The sequence below is a fragment of the Hymenobacter sp. AT01-02 genome (assembly GCF_000961955.2).
In the GTDB taxonomy this organism is placed as follows: Bacteria; Bacteroidota; Bacteroidia; order Cytophagales; family Hymenobacteraceae; genus Hymenobacter; species Hymenobacter mucosus.
Genome location: NZ_JZIR02000046.1, coordinates 1 through 22,370 on the forward strand (window position 1 = coordinate 1; position 22,370 = coordinate 22,370).

Genomic DNA, 22,370 nt, shown 5'->3' on the forward strand with positions numbered 1-22,370 from the left:
CTTCTCATATGAGAAGGGCTTTTTTGTGTTTTTCGGGGTTTACTGTCTCGTTCCACTACCAATGGAACTAGGCGGTAGTTAGACTACCCGACCGCCGCGAATCACACGCAGCAGGATGGCGATAATGGCAATTACCAACAGGATGTGGATTAGGCTATTGCCCTGAATACCGGCACCCAGTACGCCGAAGAAGCCTAAAGCCCAGATGATGATCAGAATGACGGCGATGATATACAGCAGATTTCCCATGATGATTGAAAGTGTGAGGTGGAGAGAGTGGAAAAGGAATCCTAAGACCGCCTACCCAGCAAGCAGAATATAACTTCTGAAAGTTGAAGAGGCGATTTGCGGATTTGTACGGCGAGGATTTTCAAAAGGATATTATTCCGTTAAAAAAATTCAACTACATCGATATATATTCCAATGAAATGTGCCTTTGCAGGCTGTAAGTGGCTTTTTTGCCTTGGAAAAAAAACCACTTAGTTGTTGTTATAGTTAAGCACCCGAGAGTGAGCGAGGCCAGTTTTCAGGTTAGCTTTGCGGTCTGCACTGGGGTACTGCCCCTACTTCATCCCACCCAATTTTCTTATTTCCGCATGATGAACATCGCCGTAATTGGCTCCGGCACGATGGGCAATGGTATTGCGCACGTTTTTGCCCAGTATGGATTTCCCGTTGCTCTGATTGACATTAGTCAGCCTGCTCTTGACAAGGCGCTTGCTACTATTGGCAAAAACATCGACCGCCAGGTAGCAAAGGGTGCCCTCACTGAGGACGACAAGACGGCTACGCTAGCTCGTTTGACTACTTACACTAGCTTGGCCGAAGGCGTACGCGCGGCTGACCTAGTGGTAGAAGCTGCCACGGAGAACGTAGACCTGAAGCTCAACATCTTTCGGGAGCTTGACGCGCACGCGCACGCAGGAGCCATTCTGGCCTCTAACACGTCGTCTATCTCCATCACCAAAATTGCGGCCGTAACCAAGCGCCCCGAGCAGGTGATTGGCATGCACTTCATGAACCCCGTACCGGTAATGAGGCTGGTAGAAGTAATTCGGGGGTATGCCACTTCGGATGCCGTAACTCAACGCGTAATGGATTTGTCGCGTGAGCTAGGCAAAACACCCACCGAAGTAAACGACTACCCCGGTTTCGTGGCCAACCGCATTCTGATGCCGATGATTAACGAGGCTATTTATAGCCTCTACGAAGGCGTGGCAGGCGTAGAAGAAATTGATACGGTGATGAAGCTGGGAATGGCGCACCCTATGGGGCCCTTGCAACTAGCTGATTTCATCGGCCTCGACGTGTGCCTAGCCATTCTGCGGGTACTGCACGAAGGCCTTGGCAACCAGAAGTACGCCCCGTGCCCTTTGCTTGTGAACATGGTAACGGCCGGCCGCCTCGGGGTGAAGTCGGGCGAGGGATTCTATAGCTGGGGGCATGGCACCAAAGAATTGGTGCTAGCAGAACGCTTCCGCAAATAACTCTCAGGTAGTAACCGCCTAGCTTATTAGCTAACTACTTGCTACTCAAAGGCCCTTTTTCTGCGGAAAGAGGGCCTTTTTTCGATGGATAGTATTTTTCACTAAGCTCGTCGCTGTCACTAAACTTTTATTGTCAAAAAATCATTTTATACGTATGGTTAGAACGATTCTAACCTTCTTGGTTTGGATGGGCTTTCTATCCACTATAGTTGCCCAGCCAGCTACCAACTTACCATCTACTAACACTTCCCTACGAATGGAACAGGCAACATTTGGTGCCGGCTGCTTTTGGTGCGTCGAGGCCGTATTTCAAAATCTTAAGGGCGTTGAGAAAGTCGTTTCGGGCTACACAGGTGGGCGTATCGCCAACCCTACTTATAAAGAAGTTTGCAGCGGCCTGACAGGTCACGCTGAGGTTATTCAGATTACGTACGACCCTGCTCAAATTAGCTTTTCCGAGCTACTGGAAATATTCTGGAAGACGCACGATCCAACCACGCTAAATCGCCAAGGGGCGGATACCGGGACTCAGTATCGCTCGGCCATCTTCTACCACAATGAAGAGCAGCGTCGCCTAGCCGAAGAGTATAAGCAGAAGCTTAACGAAGCCCACGCCTTCCCCAACCCCATTGTGACGGAGATAGTACCGACGGTTACGTTTTACGCTGCCGAGAACTACCACCAGAATTACTACAACCAGAACGGCCGTCAGCCCTACTGCCAATTTGTGGTGAAGCCAAAGGTTGATAAAGTACGTGAAGTATTTGGCAACAAGCTGAAAGCCGAAGCCCTAGCGAAATAGCAGAAGCTTCTTATACGAAAAAGCCCGCTTTGCATTAGCAAAGCGGGCTTTTTCGTACCGTTAGTAAGTGTTTGAAAGCTTACACGTGCTGCTGAGAGAAATCAATCTGGAACGGACCGTAGTCGCGGCCAATGGCGTAGAACAACGCCAGTTGATTCACCAAGGTACGTACGTACAAGGGTAGGCGGTCTACCTCTACAATTTGGTTGTTCTTCACGATAATGAATCCGCCAATCTCTCCAGGGTAGGCTCCGTCCTCTCCCACGGGTGGAATGGGCTCGAAGGGCGAGTGTGACTTCACAGGGATGAAAGACAGCTTGGGTAGCTCAAACAACGTTGTCTCGCCAATGGGCATAAAGCCTTTCAGCTGAGAATAACGAAAGTTGGGATTCCACAACCAGCTACCATTAAAGATGTAGTACTCCTCGGTGCCGACGCGCAGAAACTCCCGCAACGATACATTGACAGCAATACGCCAGTTGGCGCGGTCTTGCAAAGCGTTCTGGATAACCGACAACCGGGTGGGGTCGGGGGTTTCCGTGAAGGGCTCCGTGAGCCGCGAACGGGCCGCCAGTTCGCACCCGGCGTATAGGTTTAGGAGCTGCTGGCGCCAGGCATTGGCCGTGCCTAGCTCGTAGGCTTCGGGCCGGGTTAGCTCAAAGAAGTTGTACGTGTAGGGCCCGGCAATAGCCACCCCATCGCGTCCGTTGGGAGCGGCCCACTCCACCAGAAAGCACGGGCGCGTGCGGCCATCAACCCACGGTAGTTCTCGGTTGAACGCCACTCGGGTTTGCACTTCATCTGGCGCTATGCCCAACTCCTGCGCTAGATAGTCGCGTACTTCATCGCGGGCCTGGGCCGCCGATACTACAGATTTCGGAGTACTCATCAGTGGAAAGGGTCCGGCCGTTAAACGGCCACGTTATGCTCGCGCAGGGCGTCGTTGAGGGAAGTTTTGAGGTCGGTGCTAGGCTTGCGTTGGCCGATGATAAGGGCGCAGGGCACGTGGTACTCACCCGCCGGGAACTGCTTGGGCAGGGAGCCAGGAATTACAACGGAACGCGCTGGCACATACCCGCGGTATTCCTTCGGCTCGGCGCCTGTTACGTCGATAATGCGGGTGCTACCCGTAATGGTAACGCCAGCGCCAATAACGGCTTCCTTACCCACAAAGCAGCCTTCAACCAAGATGCTGCGCGAGCCCACGAAAGCGCCATCCTCTACAATTACGGGAGCAGCCTGCACGGGCTCCAGCACGCCGCCAATTCCAACGCCGCCGCTCAAGTGTACCCCAGCTCCAATTTGGGCGCAGGAACCTACCGTGGCCCAGGTATCTACCATGGTGCCTTCGCCTACCCATGCGCCAATGTTCACGTAGCTCGGCATCATGATTACGCCCGCAGCCAGGTAAGAACCATACCGAGCCACGGCGGGCGGCACTACGCGCACACCTTGCTGCTCGTAGTTAGTCTTCAGGCGCATCTTGTCACGAAACTCAAAGGGGCCTACCTCAATAGTTTCCATCTGGCGGATGGGGAAGTACAGGATAACGGCTTTCTTTACCCAGTCATTCACTTGCCAGTCGGCTCCTTCGGTAGCGCCAGGCTGGGCCACGCGCAGGCGGCCCTTGTCCAGCTCTTCAATTACGTGGTTGATGGCATCGGTGGTAGCAGTCTGCTGCAGGAGGCTCCGGTCGTTCCAGGCAGCTTCAATCAAAGATTGGAGGTCAGTCATTGGGGTTGATTTTCAAATGGCCAATGCGCGGAGGGTTGCGCACCAGAACCACAAACTTACCATCTTCACGGCCAATATGCCGCTTCCGACCACTGTTTTGCTTGCCTCGGTGCTCAAGCCCCTCGATGACACCCGTATGCTGGGCAAATTTGGGCGTGCGCTAGCGTCACGGCTGAGCACTCACGTGCACGTAGCCGGCCGCTTGGCACCCACCCCACCAAACCTGCCGCCAAACCTGCACACGCACGCATTGCTGGCGGGCGCTCGTTTTAGTATGGCCCGCGTGGGCGCGCAATGGCGCTATTGGCAGCTATTGCGGCAGTTGAATCCCAACGTAGTAATTGTGCATGCTCCGGAGCTACTCCCCCTTACGGTACTCTGGCGCGCTGTAGGCCGTGGGCGGCAGTTTGTGTACGATGTGCGCGAAAACTATGCGCTCAACATCCAAACTCAGCGCGTGTACCCCGCCTGGGCGCGGGGTCTGTTGGCTAGCTTGGTGCGGCAACTAGAAACCTTGGCCGCTACTAAGGCGGCGGGACTGATCCTAGCCGAACGTAGCTACGCCGACGAGCTACCCTTTGCTACCCCGGCCCGGACGATACTTCTCGAAAACAAATATCAACCCCGCACCGACGAAACACCAGCACTACCCACCCACCGGCTACCCGTTCCTAATGAGCCTCTGCGCCTTTTGTACTCCGGGACCATATCGGAGCTGAACGGCGTGTTTGAGGCCCTTGAATTTGCGCGGCAGCTCCGGCAGCTGTGGCCTAGTGTGCACCTCACCATCATCGGGTTTTGCCAACAGCCCGCCCAATTAGCCCGCTTACGCACGGCAGTAGCCGCGGCTAGCGGAGGGGTCTCTCTTATTGGTGGCGGCACACTGGTGCCTCATGCTCAGGTAGTGCAGGAAATTGAACGTAGCCATCTGGCTTGCTGCCTTACCGCCCCCATCCTAGCACGGCTAGGTGCGTACCCACCAAACTATTTGAGTACTTAGCGCATGGCCTACCAATGGTAGTGCCGCCCAATCCGCTGTGGCAACAACTGGTGGAACGTTACGAGGCAGGCGTCTGTCTTGACTTTCAGCAGCTGGGCAGTAGCCATACGTTGACGGCTGACTTTTTGGTGCAGCTTCGGCGTCCATTCTACCCACTCGGCGTCCCCGAAGAAGCTTTTTGGGCTTCAGAAGCCGAAAAATTGCATCGCCTAATGGATTCTATCCAGTAACTACCGACCTTTGCGGCCCGTTTACGGGGCGGGATGCTGAATCTTACTACCTTCGATTTTGTATTTCGACCTATCTGCCTCGCAAACCCACCTCGATGAACAATACTCTCCGACTCTCTGAAATTGCTGGTGTGGGCCACTACGTGCCCAACCGTGTGGTCACCAACGCAGACCTAACCGGCCTAATGGATACCACCGATGAGTGGATTCAGGAGCGCACCGGCATCCGGGAGCGTCGCTGGTTTGAAGAAGGCAAAGACACCACGGCCAACATGGGCGCCAACGCCGCTCGCAAGGCCTTGGAAATGGCCGGCCTCACTCCTGATGACGTGCAACTCATTGTCTTCGCTACGCTCTCGCCCGACTACTTCTTCCCAGGCTCGGGCGTACTACTGCAGCGTGAGCTTGGCATTCAGGCACCCATTCCGGCTTTTGACGTACGTAACCAGTGCTCGGGCTTTGTGTATGCCTTATCAATGGCCGACCAGTTCATTAAGACGGGCATGTACGATACGGTACTAGTTGTTGGCTCCGAGATTCACTCGTCGGGCCTCGACATCAGCACCCGCGGGCGGGCCGTATCGGTTATTTTCGGGGATGGCGCCGGCGCGGTGGTACTGCGCCCCAGCACCCGCGCCGAACACGGCATTCTAAGCACCCACCTGCATTCTCAAGGAGAGCATGCCGAGGAGCTTATTGTGAAGGAGCCCGGCTCTAACCGCAATAATCGCGTGGAGTACGTGGTAGCCAACGAGCTGGATATGTACCCCTACATGAACGGCCAGAACGTGTTCAAGCACGCAGTGGTACGCTTCCCGCAGGTAATCAAAGAGGCCCTAGACCAAAACGGCTACCAACCCCAGGACCTCGATATGCTGATTCCGCACCAAGCAAATCTGCGTATCACGCAGTACGTGCAGCAGAAGATGGGTCTGCCAGACAGCAAAATTTTCAGCAACATCCAGCGCTACGGTAACACTACGGCAGCCTCCGTGCCCATTGCCCTAAGTGAAGCTGTTCAGGAAGGCCGCATTAAGCGCGGCGACTTGGTATGCTTGGCCGCCTTTGGCTCGGGCTTTACTTGGGCTTCCGCGCTCATCAAATGGTAGTAAACCGGCTAGAAAGCAAGAGGTAACTATACGGGCGGCCAGCCGGACATTATCGTCTAGTTGGCCGCCCCGGTTTTTACTTCTTCTTTTTTACTTCTTACTTGACACTCATGCCTAGCTACACCGAGGAAAACTATCTAAAGGCCATTTTTAAGCTTGCAGAAGCCCAGCCCGGCGTTGAGGTCAGCACCAACCGTGTTGCGGAGGAATTGCAAACCCGGGCGGCCTCCGTCACGGATATGTTGCGTCGCCTCGGCGAGAAGGGCCTCTTGCATTACACCCGGTACCGCGGAGTATCGCTAACAGCCGAGGGCCGGCGGTTGGCACTCCTCACCATCCGGAAGCATCGTCTCTGGGAAGTGTTTCTGGTGCAGCAGCTGAACTTCAGTTGGGATGAGGTCCATGATGTGGCCGAGCAGATGGAACACATCGACTCTGACCTGCTGATTCGCCGGCTGGATGAGTTTTTGGGTTTCCCTCAGCTCGACCCGCACGGCGACCCCATCCCCACCGCAGAGGGCGCCATCCTCCGGCCCCAGCACCGCCTGCTAGCCGACCTGTACCCTGGTGACCAAGGTACCGTAACGGCCGTCAAGAATACGTCCGTTCCCTTCCTACAGTACCTCGACAAGGTAGGCCTGAATTTGGGTGCGCATATTGAAGTACTGGATAAGATAGTATTTGACAACTCTCTTGAAATCAGAGTCAACAACTCTGATAAATACCTCGTATCGGCAGAAGTTAGCCGCAACCTTTTCGTGACGGACTAACTCGTTGCAGTACCCTTTTGTAGCTTACGCTTAGTGGCCCGCTGGCCCCTCTCCACCGCCATCAGGCAGGTACGCTAGGGAGTCAATTCACCCTCACGGCCACTGACTGTTTCAACACCCTTAGCCCTCTCCCCCGTGGCTTCCTTGCTCCCTCCTTCGCTTTCCGATACCATTGTTGCCCTGTCCACGCCGCCGGGTGCAGGTGCCATTGCGCTTGTCCGTCTTTCTGGACCGCAGGCAATCAGCATCACGGATGGCGTATTCATTGGCAAGCGTCTGCGCGACCAGGCAGGCCATACCTTGCACTACGGCACCATTCGGGAGGGCGAGCGAATTATTGACGAAGTAGTCGTTTCTCTGTACCGTTCTCCTCACTCCTATACCCGCGAGGATGTAGTTGAAATCAGTGCCCACGGCTCCGACTACATTGTGCAGGAGTTACTAAGTCTTTTTGTGCGGCGGGGCGCCCGCTTAGCCGAGGCCGGGGAGTTTACCAAACGTGCTTTCCTACACGGCGCCTTCGACTTGGCTCAGGCCGAAGCTGTAGCCGACCTTATTGCTTCGGATTCTCAGCTTTCACACCAAGTAGCCATGCGCCAGATGCGGGGCGGCTTCTCACAAGAGCTGAAAGAACTCCGCAGCCGGTTAATACATTTCGCGGCCCTCCTAGAGTTGGAACTGGATTTCGGAGAGGAAGATGTAGAGTTTGCCGACCGCACTGGCCTAGTAATCTTGTTGCAAGAGGTACAAGGCCTAGTGCGACGCTTACTACGTTCATTTGCATTGGGCAATGTCATCAAGCATGGGGTTACCTCAGTCATTGCGGGGCGTCCTAATGCGGGTAAAAGCACCCTGCTCAATGCCCTGCTTAATGAGGAGCGGGCCATCGTTTCCGACATTGCTGGTACTACCCGGGACTTAATTGAAGATGAAGTAAGCATCGACGGGATTCGGTTCCGGTTCGTGGATACGGCTGGCTTGCGCGACACCACAGATGTAGTAGAATCTATTGGGGTAGAGCGCACCCTAAAGCGGGTTCAGCAGGCCGCTTTGGTTTTATATCTATTTGATATAACAAATACTACCCCCCAGCAGCTTGAAGCAGAGATTGAGGTACTACATGCTCCAGCAGGCGTTCCAGTACTGGCCGTTGGAAACAAGCTGGATGTAGCTTCCGATGCCGAGCTATCCTCTTTCCAGCACCGCCCCAGCACTGTACTCATTGCGGCTTCCCGGGGCGATGGACTAGATGAACTTCGTGAAACCTTGCTGGCTCTAGTGCGGGGCGAAGGACTCGACCGGACGGGTAGCAGTACCATCGTTACCAACGTGCGGCATGCCCGCAGCTTGGAGCAAGCCTTGCAGCACCTTGATGCAGTAGTACTCGGTTTGGAAGCCGGTACGGGTACGGAATTGCTAGCTGCCGATTTACGCCATGCACTGGCCGCCCTAGGGCAGATAACTGGCGAAATCAGCAACGATGACTTGCTGACGAGCATCTTTACCCAGTTTTGCATCGGCAAGTAGATTGCCAGCAACCTAGTTTTTACTAACAGACTACCAGCATCTTCCCCATTATGCTTGTATCAAAAAGTGAAGTTCATACTGCACATATGGACTGGCGGATGTTTATTTGTGGCAGAGCCTGCGGCAAACAACAACCGCTTGGGTTTTGTAGTATAGATCTCAACGCTCATGGGGCTTTCGGCCTTGTCCGTAATTCTTTAGTTTCGCCCCGTAACCCCACCCCCTTACTCTACGCTTATGGCAGAATCTGCTGAACTTACCCTTGACGGCAAAACCTATTCCTTACCCGTCATTGAAGGCTCCGAACACGAAAAAGCTTTCGACATCGGCAAACTGCGCGACCAGACTGGCTACGTAACCCTGGATTCTGGTTACAAAAACACCGGTGCTACCAAGAGCGCCATCACCTTCCTTGATGGTGAAGAAGGCATTCTACGCTACCGCGGCTACCCCATTGAGCAACTGGCAGAGAAGTCTACGTTTATTGAGGTTGCCTACCTCCTGATCTATGGCAAGCTGCCCAACCAGGCTGAGCTTGACAACTTCAGCCTCCAAATCACCAAGCATACTTTGGTGCACGAGGACGTGCGCAAGATTTTCGACGGCTTTCCCTCGGCAGCCCATCCAATGGCTATTCTGAGCAGCCTGATTTGCTCGCTCACGGCTTTCTACCCCGAAAGCGTATCGCCCGACCTGAGCAAGGAGGAAATCGACCTGAACGTAATTCGTCTCATGGCCAAGATTTCGACCATTGCGGCTTGGACGTACAAGAACAACATGGGTCATCCGCTGAATTACCCGCGCAATGACCTCGACTACTGCTCGAACTTCCTGTACATGATGTTCAGCTTCCCCACGGAGAAGTATGAAATCGACCCACGCATTGTGAGCGCCCTCAACAAGCTGCTCATTCTGCACGCCGACCACGAGCAGAACTGCTCTACCTCCACGGTGCGCTTGGTTGGCTCGGCCAACGCTTCCTTGTACGGCTCGGTTTCAGCTGGCATCAACGCCCTGTGGGGTCCCCTGCACGGTGGTGCCAACCAGGAAGTATTGGAGATGCTGCAAGCTATTCAGCGCGACGGCGGAGACACGAGCAAATTTATTGCAAAGGCTAAAGACAAAAACGACTCGTTCCGTCTGATGGGCTTTGGTCACCGCGTGTACAAGAACTTTGACCCCCGCGCCAAAATCATCAAGAAGGCCGCCGATGAAGTACTAGCTGCCTTGGGTATTGATGACCCTCTCCTGAAGATTGCTCAGGAGTTGGAGCAGGCCGCTCTTACGGACCAGTACTTCGTAGACCGTAAGCTGTACCCCAACGTTGACTTCTATTCCGGCATCATTTACCGCGCCATCGGTATTCCTACCGAAATGTTCACAGTGATGTTTGCCCTAGGCCGTCTTCCCGGCTGGATTGCCCAGTGGAAAGAAATGCGCGAAAACAAGGAACCCATTGGTCGTCCCCGCCAGATTTACACTGGCGAAACCGAGCGTGATTACGTAAGCATTGATCAGCGCTAGACGCACTCCCTCCATAAAGCGCGTAATGCGGGCTTTTTTTATGGAGTAACTAGTTGATTACATACGTCTTTGCTTTACCTAGTTCAAGCTGTTTCTAACGGGTGCTTAGCGCAGTCATGTTCTGTTTTGTCTGGTCATACACGGCCATCTGGCGGGGCCGTAGAATAGTAGCCAAGTCCCACTCGTAACGGAGTTGAATATCAGCTACGGCAGCGTCCATGGCAGCTGCATCATTAGTAATCTTACGCGCTTCGTTCATCTCGGTCAGTAGGCGCAGATTGAGTTGGCGCACCTTCACGTACTGGCCTTCGTTGAGGGCAGTTTTGGCGGCGAGGTTACGCGTGAGTTCGGTGGCTCGCTCCCGAAGCCGGGCACCATCGCCTGGGCCAGCTTGGCTATCGTGGCCGGCAGCACACATGCAGGCCAGCGCAAGTAGAGTCAATACTTTTTTCATAACCGTGTAGTGGGTGTTAAGATGGAAAATGGAGAGTGCAGCACGAGAGTATGAGCACCGAGTGAAAAGGCTGGTGCTAATGCAGATATTGAAAGAATTAATTTACTATATATTTATAACAAAGTCAATATATTGTTGCAATAATATAATTTTTCTCAAGCATTATCTTTCCCGTTGCCTGGAGGGAGACATTCATTACTCCCCCCAGGACAATGGGTAGCGGGTTTTTATCGGGGCGAACGTCCCAATGCTGTCATGCTAGTTCGAGCCTGCTGGTATACTGCCACTTGTGCCGGACGCAGCAAAGCCATCAAATCAGCTTCGTATCTGGCTTGAATTTCGGCCAAGTGTTGATCGAGCATTGCTTGATCAGCAGTATAACGGGATTTAATCTCATCCATTTCCGTTAACATTTTGGTGTTCAGCTGCTTCACGCGCAAGTACTGGCCTTCGTCGAGGTGGGCCTTTTCGGCAATAGAGCGAGTAAGAGCGGTGGCACGCGCATGCACTCCCGATGAGCCATCTCCAGCGGATACTGGCAGTGCAGATGTGGTGCTCTGTAGCCCTAAAAGTGCGCATGCAAGAAAGTAAGCTTTTTTCATGTGGATTAACATTGGCAAAATGACTAAATAAGTGTGAATCAGTTTGGCAGCTATTTTCATCGACGGCAGCAAAAGAGGATTATGTCCTGTACCGATGAGTTAGCAACTGATCAAACGTAGCCCTTAAATATTTAATAATAAAAAGAAATTTTATAACTATTATATTCCATCACTTTTACTATAGAATTAGACACATCTCATTATCAGACTTCTAATAGTGCTATTAAAAACAAATACTACAATGCATAAAAGCTTGCCTACAGCAGTAGACAAGGCTTTTATAGCGGACAAAGCGGGTTTGATGCTAAAGAATGCGAAACTCTATTCGTCTGTTCTGCTGACGGTGCTGATCTGAGTCGTTCGGATTGAGCGGTTTGGTTTCGCCATAGCCGCGAAAGCGCAAGCGTGGGGCTTTTACGCCTTGTCCTACCAAGTAGCTGTACACTGCTTTTGCCCGGTTCTGAGACAAGGTCAAGTTGTCCTCATCCGACCCGACATCATCGGTATGGCCCGAGATTTCTACCTGCACATCCGGGTACTGCTTCATAAAGGCAATCAGCCGGTTGAGTTCGGTTCGGGACTTGGGCTTGAGCTCAAACTGGTTGGTGTCGAAAAACAAGTTGTTAAGTACAATGCTACGACCTGACCGTACGGGTTCCAAGTAAATGTCTAGGGTAAGTGGGTCGAAGGCACGCTTATCACTGTAGTCAAAGCTCAGGCTTTTCATGAGGTACTTATTTGCAGCCGCGTACATGGCGTACTGCCGTCCTTCATTCAAGACTACGGTATACTCGCCGTTCTCACTATCCGAGGCAACGTATTGTACCAGCTCATCTGTATTGAGGTCGTAGAGCTGCACATCAGCAGCAATAGGCTTTTTGGTGATGGCATCGAACACCCGCCCTTGGGTGTAGGTGCTGGTTTCTCGTGCCCGTACAGCCTGGGGTACTTCGAAGCTGAATAGCTCTACAGGACGGTCTCGTTCTTGCTTGACGCCCGCTTCGGCCGCCCGGGAGCGGGAGCAAAAGCCCCGCCGATTGTCGGAGCTGATAAATAAAGAGGCTTCATTTTCGAAGGTATTGAGCGGATAGCCCAAGTTTTGGGGAATACTCCACTTGTTTGCTGCCTGCTGCTCACATCGGTACACATCTAGCCCGCCCATGCCTACTAGACCATCGGTGACGTAGTAGAGGGTAGTACCGCTAGCGTGAATGAAAGGAGCCATATCCTTACCCGAGGTATTTACCGGCTCGCCCAAGTTGCGGGCGGGGCTCCAGTTGCCATCGGCCCCAAGAGTAGTAACGTAAATATCCTCCTGGCCTCGCCCGCCCCGGCGAGTACTGGTGAAGTACAGGGTACGCCCGTCGGCGGACAGCGTCGGCTGAGAATCCCACTCCGGGGAGTTTACATTGCGACCCAGGTTTTGCGGCTTGCTCCAGGAGTTGCCCGTGCGCCGCGAGATGTATAGGTCGCAGTTACCAACGGAGTTGGGCCGGTCGCAGGAAGCAAATACCAGCGTCTTGCCGTCGCCGGCAATGGTGCCGGCTCCTTCATTGTAGGGCGTATTGATGGCTGGTGAGATAGGAACTGGCGCTCCAATTGTGCCCTCCTTGGCAAATCGGCTGATAAACAGGTCCTCCCCACTATCGGCTGCTGGGCGCCCCGTGAACAACAGGAAACGACTATCCGCAGTGAGGGCGGGAAAATACTGAAACCGGAAGGTGTTCAGCGGCTCACCCAGGCGCTCTGGCTGAGGTCCGGTGGGCGACGCCATTGCTTTCTGAGCAAACTCACAGTTGAGCAGTTGCCGTTGCACACGCGGGCCATTGCGGTTGCTCTTAGGGGCCGTCTTAAGGTACTTTCGGTAGCTATCGGCGGCGGTAGCGTACTCTCCGAAGCTCATAGCTAGCTCACCCAATGCGTAGTAGTCGCTAGCACGAGTGGGGTCGAGGGGTATTTTGCTGATCCCCATACGGTAGGCCTCAAACGCCGGACGATTGTCGCCCATGGCTTTCAGCAAGGAGCCTTTCAGCAGATAAGGCTCCCCCAGCGACGGAAACTTCTGGTTAAGTTGGGTGAGCGTTTCAATAGCCTTGGTAAAATCCCGGTCCTTGGCTTGGGCCTGCGCCTTTTCCCACAAGTTGCGGGCTTTGGTGTTGGTAGTTATGGGTTTGGTCTGAGCGGGAGCGGCCAAGGGCAACAGCATACCGCACGATAACAGCACGACTAACGAAGCGGGCAACAAAAGACGCATATGGGGTGGGGCGAGATATAGGCTACGGGATGTCGAGAAATTTGTGCGTTTGCAGCGATACTTGCCACTTAGGATTCTCCTTCACATAGTCCACAATCAGGGGCATCATCTGGGGAGCCTTGCTCCACTCGGGCTGCAAGTAAAGTCGACACGTTGGACTCACCTGGGCGGCATGTTGCTCGGCCCAAGCAAAGTCAGACTTGTTGAAGATGATGATCTTTAGCTCGTGCGCCGCAGCCAGCACTTCGGGCAGCGGCGCCTTAAATTTCTTGGGCGAAACGCAAATCCAATCCCACTGACCACTCAGCGGGTAGGCACCGCTCGTTTCAATCCAGGTTTGGCAGCCGGCCGTTTGAAGGGCAGTTGTGAGCGGCCCAAGGTTGTGCATGAGGGGCTCGCCCCCGGTAATCACCACATTGCGCCCGGCATGAGCCGTAGCCATGGTCACAATATCAGCAACAGCTACTCGGGGATGAGCGTCAGCGTCCCACGACTCTTTCACATCGCACCACACGCAACCAACATCGCAGCCGCCAAGGCGCACAAAGTAGGCGGCGCGGCCAGTGTTGTAGCCTTCGCCTTGAATGGTGTAAAACTGCTCCATGAGGGGCAGGGCAAGCGCCGGGCCCCACTGGTCGGGGCAGCCGACGTAACGGGAAGTTCGTGCAGCAAAACTCTGGTATTCTAAAAGTAAGTCGGGCCGCTGGATGAGAGACAGAACGCCTGCGCGCCCTGCCCTTTCCAACAGTCCGACTTTAAAAGTAGTACACCGTTCCGACTTCTAAAAGGCTGAGACGGTATATATTGGATTTTGACGGGCGAAGTGGCGCTTGAACTCGCTCTGCTGAGCTACCTCATCGTTTCCCACTAGCATATCCCGTCCGTTTCTTACTTCGGATAGACCTCCCCCTTGGCTGCCCGCAGGGTGTTTAGCAGCAACATGGCAATGGTCATGGGACCAACGCCGCCGGGTACAGGCGTAATGTAGGAGGCTAGCGGTGCCACCTCCGCAAAATTTACGTCGCCCTTCAGCACGAAACCAGACTTACGGCTGGCATCTTCTACCCGCGTAGTACCCACGTCAATTACTACTGCGCCTGGCTTCACCATGTCGCCTGTCACGAATTCTGGTCGGCCAAGCGCCGCTACCACGATGTCAGCCTGACGCGTGATTTCGGCCAGGTTTGCAGTACGCGAATGACATAAAGTAACCGTGCAGTTGCCAGGCTCTAAGTTCTTAGCCAGCAAGATACTAACGGGTGTGCCCACAATGTTGGATCGACCGATAACCACGCAGTGCTTGCCGCTGGTCTTAATCTGATAGCGCTTTAAAAGCTCCACAATACCCGAAGGGGTAGCGGGGAGCAAGGCGGGCAACCCCGTCACCATGCGACCAATGTTCATGGGATGGAAACCGTCCACATCCTTCTCGGGCCGAATAGCCTCAATCACCTTTTCGGGGTCGATGTGGCGGGGTAAGGGAAGCTGCACGATAAAGCCATCAATTTCGGGGTCCTGGTTCAGCTCTTCAACCTTAGCCAGCAGTTCGGCTTCCGTGATAGTATCTTCATAGCGCAGCAGTGTGCTACCGTATCCTACCCGCTCACAGGCCAGCACCTTGTTGCGCACATACGTTTCAGAGCCGCCGTCATGGCCTACCAAGATGGCGGCCAAGTGCGGCACTTTCTGGCCACTGGCTTTGAGTTTCTCTACTTCAGCGGCAATTTCGATTTTGATGTCTTCGGCTGTTTTCTTGCCGTCGATGAGTTGGTAGGTGGTAGTCTGCTCAGAAGCGGTGTTCATGCGGAGTTAGGGTTATTCGGGAAGAATGCTATCAACTTGATGCGTGCGGTTGTACTCACGAATGGCGGCGTTGCCGTTGGCTACCAGCGTAGCTTCCATAGCAGGCCAATCATCGCGCCAGCGGAACTTGCGCTCCTGCCCTTTACGGATCTTTTCTAACTGCTCTTGGCTCGTACAGTTCTTGGTGAGGTTGTCAGACATGTGTTGGGTGAATAAGTCATACCACGCCGTGTCAAGAAGTGTATGAGGTGAAAAAACAGGTAAAGCAGACGCAAAAAAAAACGCGCCTCAATGGGGCGCGTTTTTTTCATTAATCGATTTTCAGGACAGCCAGGAAGGCCTCTTGAGGAATTTCTACGGAGCCCACTTGGCGCATCCGCTTTTTACCTTCTTTTTGCTTCTCCAGCAGCTTCCGCTTCCGCGAAATGTCGCCGCCGTAGCATTTGGCAATTACGTTTTTGCGTAGGGCCTTCACCGTTTCACGGGCTACAATCTTCTGCCCTATGCTAGCCTGGATGGCAATTTCAAATTGCTGACGTGGCAACAGTTCCCGTAGTTTTTCGCAGAGGCGCTTGCCCCACTCGTAGCTCTTGGAACGGTGCACAATGGCCGACAGGGCATCTACTTTCTCCCCGTTGAGCATGATGTCGAGCTTCACCATGTCAGACTCCCGGAAGCCGATCAGCTCGTAGTCGAGAGAAGCATACCCGCGGGAAATGGTCTTGAGCTTGTCGAAGAAGTCGAACACGATTTCTGACAGTGGCAGTTCGAAGCTCATTTCTACCCGCTCAGAAGTCAGGTAGCTTTGGCCCTTAATGATGCCACGCTTCTCCATGCACAGGGTGATGATGGGCCCCACATAGTCAGAAGCGGTGATAATCTGCGCCTTGATGTACGGCTCCTCAATCAGTTTGATCATGTTCGGCTCCGGCATTTCCGACGGGGCGTTGATGGTCAGCAGCTGATCTTTGGTGCCAGTGGCGTGGAACTGTACCGAAGGCACGGTGGTAATCACCGTCATATTGAACTCGCGCTCCAGGCGCTCCTGCACAATTTCCATGTGCAGCATGCCCAGGAAGCCGCACCGGAAGCCGAAGCCCAGCGCCACCGACGTTTCGGGCTCCCAAACCAAGGAGGCGTCGTTGAGCTGAAGCTTTTCCATGCACGAGCGCAATTCCTCATACTCGGTGGTATCAACGGGGTAGATACCCGCAAATACCATGGGCTTTACGTCGGCAAAGCCCTGAATGGCTTCCTTAGTCGGATTCGTAACGTGCGTAATGGTGTCGCCTACTTTTACCTCCCGGGCTTCTTTGATGCCTGAGATAAGGTAGCCTACGTTGCCAGCGCGCATTTCGGGGCGGGGCTCCTGGTTGAGGCCCAGAATACCGATTTCGTCGGCGCCGTATTCCTTACCAGTGGCCATGAAACGGAGCTTGTCGCCCTTGCGCATGGTGCCATTTTTAATGCGGAACAGCACCTCAATACCCCGGTACGAGTTGAACACCGAGTCGAAGATAAGCGCCTGTAGCGGAGCCTCCGGGTCTCCCTGGGGGGCCGGAATACGCTCACAGATGGCGTTCAGAATATCTTCAATACCGATACCTGCCTTACCCGAGGCGTGAATGATTTCGTCCCGGTCGCAGCCAATCAGGTCCACAATTTCATCGGATACCTCCTCCGGCATGGAGTGCGGCAGATCGATCTTATTGAGAACCGGGATGATGGTCAAATCGGAGCCAATAGCCAGGTAAAGGTTCGAGATGGTTTGGGCTTCAATGCCCTGGGAAGAATCCACAATCAGCAGAGCGCCTTCGCAGGCGGCAATGGAACGGGATACTTCGTAACTAAAATCGACGTGGCCAGGCGTATCAATCAGGTTGAGCGTGTACTGCTCACCTTTGTACTGATACTGCATCTGGATGGCGTGGCTCTTGATAGTAATGCCCCGCTCCCGCTCCAAGTCCATGTTGTCGAGCAGCTGGGCTTGCATATCGCGCTTAGCCACAGTCTGGGTGAATTCCAGCAGGCGGTCGGCCAGGGTGCTTTTGCCGTGGTCGATATGAGCAATGATGCAGAAATTGCGAATGTTCTTCACTAGAGGCGGTTTTTTCCAACCGCGAAGGTAGCAGATTAGGCCCGGAAAAGCTAAAGTGCTTGGAGGCTCCTCGTGCAGGGCACTGGCCCTGGCAAGCTCAGAAAGCAACAACGTACGGGCGCTGGCCAGCTGAGCCAGCCTTTAGTACTACCCTAAACCGTTCTATTTTTTGGCGTTTTTGCCCCCGAACTCGGCAGGCATGGACTATTCTGCGTTAAGCACGACAAACACCTATCCTGTATGACCCAAGCTACCCCCCTAGAAGACTATGGCCTTATTGGTAACCTGCACACGGTGGCCCTGGTTTCGAAGGCTGGCTCCCTGGACTATCTGCCCTTTACGCGCTTTGATTCGCCCACCATTTTTGCCGCACTGCTAGATGTAGAAAAAGGCGGTTCCTGGCTTCTGCAGCCCGTGGGCGAGGCCGTCCGCAGCAAGCAACTCTACCTCCCCGATACCGGCATCCTACTTACCCGCTTCTTCACCGATGATGGTATTGCCGAGCTAACGGACTTCATGCCCGTGAAGCGCCACGAGCAGAACTGCGCCGTGGTTCGAATACTGCGGGTAGTGAAGGGTACTATGGAATTCCAAATGCGGTGCGCCCCCCGCTTCGACTACGCGCGCACCGCCCACGAAGTGCAGGCTCAGGACGACGGAAGCCTGTTGTTTCGTAGCACGGGCCCCGATGGTTTTCAGTTCCGACTGCTGGGCAACCAGCCCTTTGCCGCGGAGCAGGACGATGCTGCTGGCAGCTGGACGCTACAGGCCGGCGACACGGCAGGCTTTGTGATTGAGGCTACCCCCATTGAGGACCCCACCTTCATTGCCCGAGACCTAGCCCACTATACCCAAGCCGCCTTCCACGACACGCTGAGCTTCTGGCGGGAATGGGTGGAAAGCAGCACGTACACGGGGCGCTGGCGCGAAACGGTTTTGCGCTCGGCCATTACCCTTAAGCTGCTGACTTCCCTGCAGCACGGCTCTACGGTGGCAGCCGCCACCTTCAGCCTGCCCGAATGCGTAGGCGGCAACCGCAATTGGGACTACCGCTACACCTGGATTCGGGATGCGGCCTTTACTATGTACGCCTTTCTGCGCCTGGGCTTCACCGAAGAATCGAAGTCGTTCCTGCGCTGGATTATGGAGCGGCTTGAAGGCCTGGAGCGGGCCGAGGACTTGCAGCTAATGTACGCCGTAGATGGCACTTCCGACCTACCCGAGAAAGAGCTTACACACCTAGAGGGCTACCGTGGCTCCCGCCCTGTGCGCATTGGCAATGGGGCCGCCCAACAGTTTCAGCTCGATATTTACGGGGAACTGCTCGATACCATCTACCTCTATAATAAGTATGGTGGGGCCATTACCTACGATTTCTGGCAACACGTATGCCGCCTTGTAGACTTTGTGACGCAAAACTGGCAACGGCCCGACCATGGCATCTGGGAAGTTCGGGACGAGGAGCGGCAGTTCCTATCGGGCAAGATGATGTGCTGGGTTGCCCTCGACCGCGCCATTCGCATTGCCCGCGACCGGTCGTTTCCAGCGCCGCTGGTGGAATGGATCCGCACCCGCGACGAAATTTACGAGGAAGTGTACACCCACTATTGGAGCGAGAAGAAGCAGGCCTTTGTGCAGTACAAAGGTGGGCACGTGCTCGACGCCACCGTCCTACTACTACCCTTGATTCGCATGTTCAGCCCCGCCGAACCGCGCTGGCAAGCCACCATGCGCACCATTGAGCAGGAATTGGCACTTGACTCCCTGATGTTCCGCTACCATGCCAAGGACGGTGCTACCGACGGCTTGGCCGGTGAAGAGGGCACCTTCACTATGTGCTCGTTTTGGTACATCGAAAACCTTTCGCGGGGCGGCGAGCTAGACAAGGCGCGCCTGCTGTTTGAGAAGCTATTAGGCTTTGCTAGCCCTTTAGGCCTCTACTCCGAGCAGATTGGCCCCCAAGGCGAGCAGATTGGCAATTATCCCCAGGCCTTTACTCACTTAGCACTTATCAGCGCCGCCTTTCAGCTCAACCGCGACCTAGATGCTCGGCACAACGGACAACACGGCGGCCACCAATTTGTGTAGCCTCTGTGAGGTAGTAGCAGGCAGGTCCACGACTCCCCGCTGGCATAGTTTGTCAGCGGGGAGTCGTGCTTTTAATGCGCTCTTACCGGGTCACTCATGCAACTCCTGCCCATGCGGCTTGCTCTTGCTAGCAATCCAACACCTGCTTGAGCTATGGCACCTGCTTATTACCATCCCTATCCACTTACACAGGGCCACAAGGCTTCTACCACTACCCTATTTCCTGGTATACTTCCATTAGGTAGTATTTTACTTGTGTTGCTGAGTTGGCTTGGCTATCCTACTCCAGTTCTTGGGCAGGGAATTACGCAGGGTACCATTGTCCGAGCCGACACTCATGAGCCGGTTCCGTATGCCTCCGTGGGGGTGAAAGGCAAGCCTTTAGGCACGGTAGCCAATGAGGTCGGACTGTTTCGGTTACAGCCCTTGGAGCAGGCTTTGCCTACTGATACTGTAATAATATCGTGCGTGGGGTTCATGGCTCAAAAGCGGCTTGCAGCGGAACTGAGGCAACACCCGGCTATACTCCTTACTCCGCAAGCCACCCAGCTTACGGAAGTAGCCGTCCGCCACGGCAAGCTCCGGCCGCAGGTGCTGGGCCGGGAAGGCACGGGGGGCATGGCGCACTGGAGCAACTGGGCCCCCAAAGACAGCTTGCCCAAGGACAAACGCGGGTGGGAAGTCGGCACTTTCCTTACTCCTTCCGACAATTGTTTCGTGGATGCTTTTTCGCTGTACGTAGAGCTCAATAACTTCCGATTCGTGCGCTTTCGGGTGATGCTCTATGCCGTGGAGGAGAACCGCCCCACCACCCCGCTCACCAACCAAGATATGCAGTTTGTACTCGGTGACCAGCACACTGGCTGGGTTAAGGTTGATTTGCGGCCATACAACCTGCACCTGAAAAAGGATCAAAAAATTGCCTTAGCCCTACAATGGCTTGATAACGACGAGCCCATGACGAAGGGTAAGCACCTGAGCGTACCTGCCGCCTTCCCCGACCCATTCCACCGCGCCTACGTTCGCGACAAAAGTCAGGCACAGTGGCAGCTGTATCCAGTTAGTCCCAGCATGAATCTTAGCGTGCAGTCATACCAAGACTAGATAGCATAACCTTCCTCTGACACCTTAGCGAGCTACAGCTCAACCTTAACGGAAAGCATAGTGGGCGCGTACCCATATGGGAAGCGGACTATCCGCCCTACACTTTCCGTTCACCCAACTTCTCCCCTCATGAGCATGAAACTGAATCCTGAAGCCGTCAAGTTTGCTAAGCAGCTTATTCAGGAGGGCAAACTCAAAAACGATGAAGGCCATTGGGGCCAGCACAACCCCGACTCCAGCCAGGAAAACAAGTTTCTGGAAAAGCACGAAGTAGCTGAGTATGGCCAATGGCACCTCGGCCTTGACGAAAGCAAGGGCGAAGACACCAAAGGTCGCTACCACTTCCCCTACGGCGACTTCAAAACGGTGCATCGCGATGGCCTTATTGCGGCCAAGGAGCGCGCCGCGCAGCAAGGCTATGCTGATATTGAAAAAGCTGCCGATGACCTCCTACAGGCTTTAGAGAAGCAAGCCGCAAAATAGCTTAGTGCTCTTTTCGCTACCCCGAAAAACAGCTGAGTCACTTACATGGTGGCTCAGCTGTTTTTTTATTCCCGCCTACATTCTCTCCGCTCCCGCCCATACGGCGCCTATATTGCGCCGATTTTAGCTAGAGGGTCGTGCTGCCTTTATTCATCTAATGTTTCGTAGTGTTCTTGTTTTCCTGCTGCTGTGGCTGCTAGCTACCAGCGTAAGGGCCCAAACCATCATTGAAGGCCGAGTTGTACACGCTCAAACCGGCGCACCAGTGCCTTTCGCCACGCTGGGGGTACCGGGCCGGGGGCTGGGCACCGTAGCCGATGAGCACGGCCACTACCTACTACGCCTACCCGACTTGCGCGATACCCTCGTTGTTTCGTGCGTAGGCTTCACCCGGCACGTGGTAGTGCCGGCAGCGCTGGCCGCTGGCCAGCGCGAGTTTCGGCTGGCTCCCCAAGAACAAGCATTACGCGATGTAGTGGTAGAGCACCGCCGGGTTCACCCTGGTTTGTTAGGTCGTAATAAGGAAAAGGCCGATGTTTTCTGGATGGGCGGTTCTAGCGGCAAAGAAACCGTGGATGATGAGTGGGGCTGGGAATTTGGCACCGTGCTGCGGCCCACGCATCATACCTACCTAGAGGAGTTTCATGTCTTCCTCGCCACCAACAACTACGAGCAACTCCGCTTCCGCCTGAACCTGTATACCCTAGAGCAGGGCAAGCCTGGCCGTGCGCTACTCTCGAAAGACGTTCAGCTAATCTGCACCAACAAGCAGCGCGGCTGGCTTACAGTAGACTTGCGGCCCTACGAAATTCAGCTAGATGCTCAGCCGGTGGTGGCTACCATTCAATGGCTGCAAAGTGAGAAGACGGACCCGTGGGACAAGTACTTCTCTATCCCCGTCACCCGCCAAGCCAAGCAGGTGGTAGTAGAACGCGAGAACAGCGAAGCCGCCTGGACCCTCCACCCCATGCAGCCCAGCCTCTACTTCACCGTGATGACGGAATAAGTTTTTATAGTTACTTGTCTATTCAACAGGTTGGTTAGAACTGCAATAGCTTACCGCGAGCTTACCATAAGTCCCAACAGAACTACCAGGGCAAGAGTAATAGATACATTGCTAAAGGCATCTTCTAGATAATCGGAATACGAGCGTTTCGTGAGGCCCTAAGGAACCTCGAAAAAATACCCAGCGGACCGATCTGCCTAACAAGGCGAAAAAGCTTTTAACGATTACTGCACCTAAAATTTCCTCCATTAGTTAGGTGTCGATAAATGAAGCTTGAAAGTAGAAATGGATTAGT

The 22,370-nt window shown here is 54.2% G+C and carries 21 protein-coding genes; 11 read left to right on the forward strand and 10 right to left on the reverse strand.

Annotation, left to right across the window (positions count from 1 at the left end; all coding sequences use genetic code 11):
* Positions 1 to 78: 78 nt before the first annotated feature.
* Positions 79 to 249: a lmo0937 family membrane protein gene (locus VI25_RS24765; protein WP_143436961.1), complete on the reverse strand. Its 171-nt coding sequence runs from the start codon at positions 247 to 249 to the stop codon at positions 79 to 81.
* Between the two features lie 347 nt (positions 250 to 596).
* Between VI25_RS24765 and VI25_RS14830 the strand changes: the two genes are divergently transcribed.
* Both VI25_RS14830 and msrA read left to right on the forward strand, forming a co-directional pair.
* On the forward strand, positions 597 to 1,487 hold the full coding sequence (locus tag VI25_RS14830; protein ID WP_045688597.1) for a 3-hydroxyacyl-CoA dehydrogenase family protein: 891 nt from the start codon (positions 597 to 599) through the stop codon (positions 1,485 to 1,487).
* A 256-nt stretch (positions 1,488 to 1,743) separates the two neighbouring features.
* Positions 1,744 to 2,289, forward strand: coding sequence for a peptide-methionine (S)-S-oxide reductase MsrA (gene msrA / locus VI25_RS14835; protein ID WP_052695209.1), 546 nt, complete (start codon positions 1,744 to 1,746; stop codon positions 2,287 to 2,289).
* Positions 2,290 to 2,368: 79 nt separating this feature from the next.
* Here the strand turns inward: msrA and VI25_RS14840 are convergent, their stop codons facing one another.
* Both VI25_RS14840 and VI25_RS14845 read right to left on the reverse strand, forming a co-directional pair.
* Entirely contained in the window at positions 2,369 to 3,178 is an 810-nt protein-coding gene (locus VI25_RS14840) for a hypothetical protein (protein ID WP_045688595.1), read from the reverse strand.
* Positions 3,179 to 3,198: 20 nt separating this feature from the next.
* Positions 3,199 to 4,023, reverse strand: a complete 825-nt coding sequence (locus VI25_RS14845) for a 2,3,4,5-tetrahydropyridine-2,6-dicarboxylate N-succinyltransferase (protein WP_045688594.1) — start codon at positions 4,021 to 4,023, stop codon at positions 3,199 to 3,201.
* Between the two features lie 76 nt (positions 4,024 to 4,099).
* Here VI25_RS14845 and VI25_RS14850 point away from each other — a divergent pair, with 76 nt between their 5' ends.
* From VI25_RS14850 to VI25_RS14875, 5 genes are all read left to right on the forward strand, one after another.
* Entirely contained in the window at positions 4,100 to 5,023 is a 924-nt protein-coding gene (locus VI25_RS14850; RefSeq protein ID WP_152981641.1) for a glycosyltransferase, read from the forward strand.
* Between the two features lie 325 nt (positions 5,024 to 5,348).
* Entirely contained in the window at positions 5,349 to 6,362 is a 1,014-nt protein-coding gene (locus tag VI25_RS14860; RefSeq protein WP_045688591.1) for a 3-oxoacyl-ACP synthase III family protein, read from the forward strand.
* A gap of 110 nt (positions 6,363 to 6,472) precedes the next feature.
* Complete coding sequence (locus VI25_RS14865) at positions 6,473 to 7,132, forward strand: metal-dependent transcriptional regulator (RefSeq protein WP_045688590.1); 660 nt, start codon at positions 6,473 to 6,475, stop codon at positions 7,130 to 7,132.
* A gap of 135 nt (positions 7,133 to 7,267) precedes the next feature.
* Positions 7,268 to 8,659: a tRNA uridine-5-carboxymethylaminomethyl(34) synthesis GTPase MnmE gene (gene mnmE, locus VI25_RS14870; protein ID WP_082455569.1), complete on the forward strand. Its 1,392-nt coding sequence runs from the start codon at positions 7,268 to 7,270 to the stop codon at positions 8,657 to 8,659.
* 237 nt (positions 8,660 to 8,896) lie between these two features.
* On the forward strand, positions 8,897 to 10,183 hold the full coding sequence (locus VI25_RS14875) for a citrate synthase (RefSeq protein WP_045688589.1): 1,287 nt from the start codon (positions 8,897 to 8,899) through the stop codon (positions 10,181 to 10,183).
* A gap of 94 nt (positions 10,184 to 10,277) precedes the next feature.
* On the opposite strand, the gene VI25_RS14880 is transcribed toward VI25_RS14875, so the two are convergent.
* From VI25_RS14880 to lepA, 7 genes are all read right to left on the reverse strand, one after another.
* Entirely contained in the window at positions 10,278 to 10,637 is a 360-nt protein-coding gene (locus VI25_RS14880; protein WP_045688588.1) for a hypothetical protein, read from the reverse strand.
* A 227-nt stretch (positions 10,638 to 10,864) separates the two neighbouring features.
* Positions 10,865 to 11,299 carry a hypothetical protein gene (locus tag VI25_RS14890; protein WP_045688587.1) on the reverse strand — a complete coding sequence of 145 codons (435 nt, stop codon included), beginning with the start codon at positions 11,297 to 11,299 and terminating at the stop codon, positions 10,865 to 10,867.
* Between the two features lie 244 nt (positions 11,300 to 11,543).
* On the reverse strand, positions 11,544 to 13,493 hold the full coding sequence (locus VI25_RS14895; RefSeq protein ID WP_045688586.1) for an OmpA family protein: 1,950 nt from the start codon (positions 13,491 to 13,493) through the stop codon (positions 11,544 to 11,546).
* A gap of 22 nt (positions 13,494 to 13,515) precedes the next feature.
* The gene (locus tag VI25_RS14900) at positions 13,516 to 14,097 is read right to left on the reverse strand and encodes a 7-carboxy-7-deazaguanine synthase QueE (protein ID WP_045688585.1); all 582 of its coding nucleotides are present in this window, start codon (positions 14,095 to 14,097) and stop codon (positions 13,516 to 13,518) included.
* A gap of 284 nt (positions 14,098 to 14,381) precedes the next feature.
* Positions 14,382 to 15,296 (reverse strand): bifunctional 5,10-methylenetetrahydrofolate dehydrogenase/5,10-methenyltetrahydrofolate cyclohydrolase, encoded by a 915-nt coding sequence (locus VI25_RS14905; RefSeq protein WP_055562622.1) that lies wholly within the window; start codon positions 15,294 to 15,296, stop codon positions 14,382 to 14,384.
* Positions 15,297 to 15,308: 12 nt separating this feature from the next.
* Positions 15,309 to 15,497: a hypothetical protein gene (locus tag VI25_RS14910; protein WP_045688584.1), complete on the reverse strand. Its 189-nt coding sequence runs from the start codon at positions 15,495 to 15,497 to the stop codon at positions 15,309 to 15,311.
* Between the two features lie 109 nt (positions 15,498 to 15,606).
* The gene (gene lepA / locus VI25_RS14915; RefSeq protein ID WP_045688583.1) at positions 15,607 to 17,394 is read right to left on the reverse strand and encodes a translation elongation factor 4; all 1,788 of its coding nucleotides are present in this window, start codon (positions 17,392 to 17,394) and stop codon (positions 15,607 to 15,609) included.
* A 240-nt stretch (positions 17,395 to 17,634) separates the two neighbouring features.
* Between lepA and VI25_RS14920 the strand changes: the two genes are divergently transcribed.
* The 4 genes from VI25_RS14920 to VI25_RS14935 all read left to right on the forward strand — a co-directional run bounded on the left by VI25_RS14920 (position 17,635) and on the right by VI25_RS14935 (position 22,075).
* The gene (locus tag VI25_RS14920; RefSeq protein WP_045688582.1) at positions 17,635 to 19,482 is read left to right on the forward strand and encodes a glycoside hydrolase family 15 protein; all 1,848 of its coding nucleotides are present in this window, start codon (positions 17,635 to 17,637) and stop codon (positions 19,480 to 19,482) included.
* Between the two features lie 258 nt (positions 19,483 to 19,740).
* The gene (locus VI25_RS14925) at positions 19,741 to 20,586 is read left to right on the forward strand and encodes a carboxypeptidase-like regulatory domain-containing protein (RefSeq protein ID WP_161806952.1); all 846 of its coding nucleotides are present in this window, start codon (positions 19,741 to 19,743) and stop codon (positions 20,584 to 20,586) included.
* Between the two features lie 129 nt (positions 20,587 to 20,715).
* Entirely contained in the window at positions 20,716 to 21,069 is a 354-nt protein-coding gene (locus VI25_RS14930; protein WP_045688580.1) for a hypothetical protein, read from the forward strand.
* Between the two features lie 157 nt (positions 21,070 to 21,226).
* Entirely contained in the window at positions 21,227 to 22,075 is an 849-nt protein-coding gene (locus VI25_RS14935; protein ID WP_045688579.1) for a carboxypeptidase-like regulatory domain-containing protein, read from the forward strand.
* The last annotated feature ends 295 nt before the right edge of the window (positions 22,076 to 22,370 follow it).

Bases quoted from the DNA above. Each gene is read 5' to 3' on its own strand.
- VI25_RS14850 (WP_152981641.1), top strand. From the start codon at position 4,100: ATGCCGCTTCCGACCACTGTTTTGCTTGCCTCGGTGCTCAAGCCCCTC.
- VI25_RS14860 (WP_045688591.1), top strand. From the start codon at position 5,349: ATGAACAATACTCTCCGACTCTCTGAAATTGCTGGTGTGGGCCACTAC.
- VI25_RS14935 (WP_045688579.1), top strand. From the start codon at position 21,227: ATGTTTCGTAGTGTTCTTGTTTTCCTGCTGCTGTGGCTGCTAGCTACC.
- VI25_RS14875 (WP_045688589.1), top strand. From the start codon at position 8,897: ATGGCAGAATCTGCTGAACTTACCCTTGACGGCAAAACCTATTCCTTA.
- VI25_RS14865 (WP_045688590.1), top strand. From the start codon at position 6,473: ATGCCTAGCTACACCGAGGAAAACTATCTAAAGGCCATTTTTAAGCTT.
- msrA (WP_052695209.1), top strand. From the start codon at position 1,744: ATGGAACAGGCAACATTTGGTGCCGGCTGCTTTTGGTGCGTCGAGGCC.
- VI25_RS14845 (WP_045688594.1), bottom strand. From the start codon at position 4,023: ATGACTGACCTCCAATCTTTGATTGAAGCTGCCTGGAACGACCGGAGC.
- VI25_RS14910 (WP_045688584.1), bottom strand. From the start codon at position 15,497: ATGTCTGACAACCTCACCAAGAACTGTACGAGCCAAGAGCAGTTAGAA.
- VI25_RS14830 (WP_045688597.1), top strand. From the start codon at position 597: ATGATGAACATCGCCGTAATTGGCTCCGGCACGATGGGCAATGGTATT.
- VI25_RS14840 (WP_045688595.1), bottom strand. From the start codon at position 3,178: ATGAGTACTCCGAAATCTGTAGTATCGGCGGCCCAGGCCCGCGATGAA.
- VI25_RS24765 (WP_143436961.1), bottom strand. From the start codon at position 249: ATGGGAAATCTGCTGTATATCATCGCCGTCATTCTGATCATCATCTGG.
- VI25_RS14930 (WP_045688580.1), top strand. From the start codon at position 20,716: ATGAGCATGAAACTGAATCCTGAAGCCGTCAAGTTTGCTAAGCAGCTT.
- VI25_RS14920 (WP_045688582.1), top strand. From the start codon at position 17,635: ATGACCCAAGCTACCCCCCTAGAAGACTATGGCCTTATTGGTAACCTG.
- VI25_RS14900 (WP_045688585.1), bottom strand. From the start codon at position 14,097: ATGGAGCAGTTTTACACCATTCAAGGCGAAGGCTACAACACTGGCCGC.
- VI25_RS14890 (WP_045688587.1), bottom strand. From the start codon at position 11,299: ATGAAAATAGCTGCCAAACTGATTCACACTTATTTAGTCATTTTGCCA.
- VI25_RS14895 (WP_045688586.1), bottom strand. From the start codon at position 13,493: ATGCGTCTTTTGTTGCCCGCTTCGTTAGTCGTGCTGTTATCGTGCGGT.
- VI25_RS14905 (WP_055562622.1), bottom strand. From the start codon at position 15,296: ATGAACACCGCTTCTGAGCAGACTACCACCTACCAACTCATCGACGGC.
- VI25_RS14880 (WP_045688588.1), bottom strand. From the start codon at position 10,637: ATGAAAAAAGTATTGACTCTACTTGCGCTGGCCTGCATGTGTGCTGCC.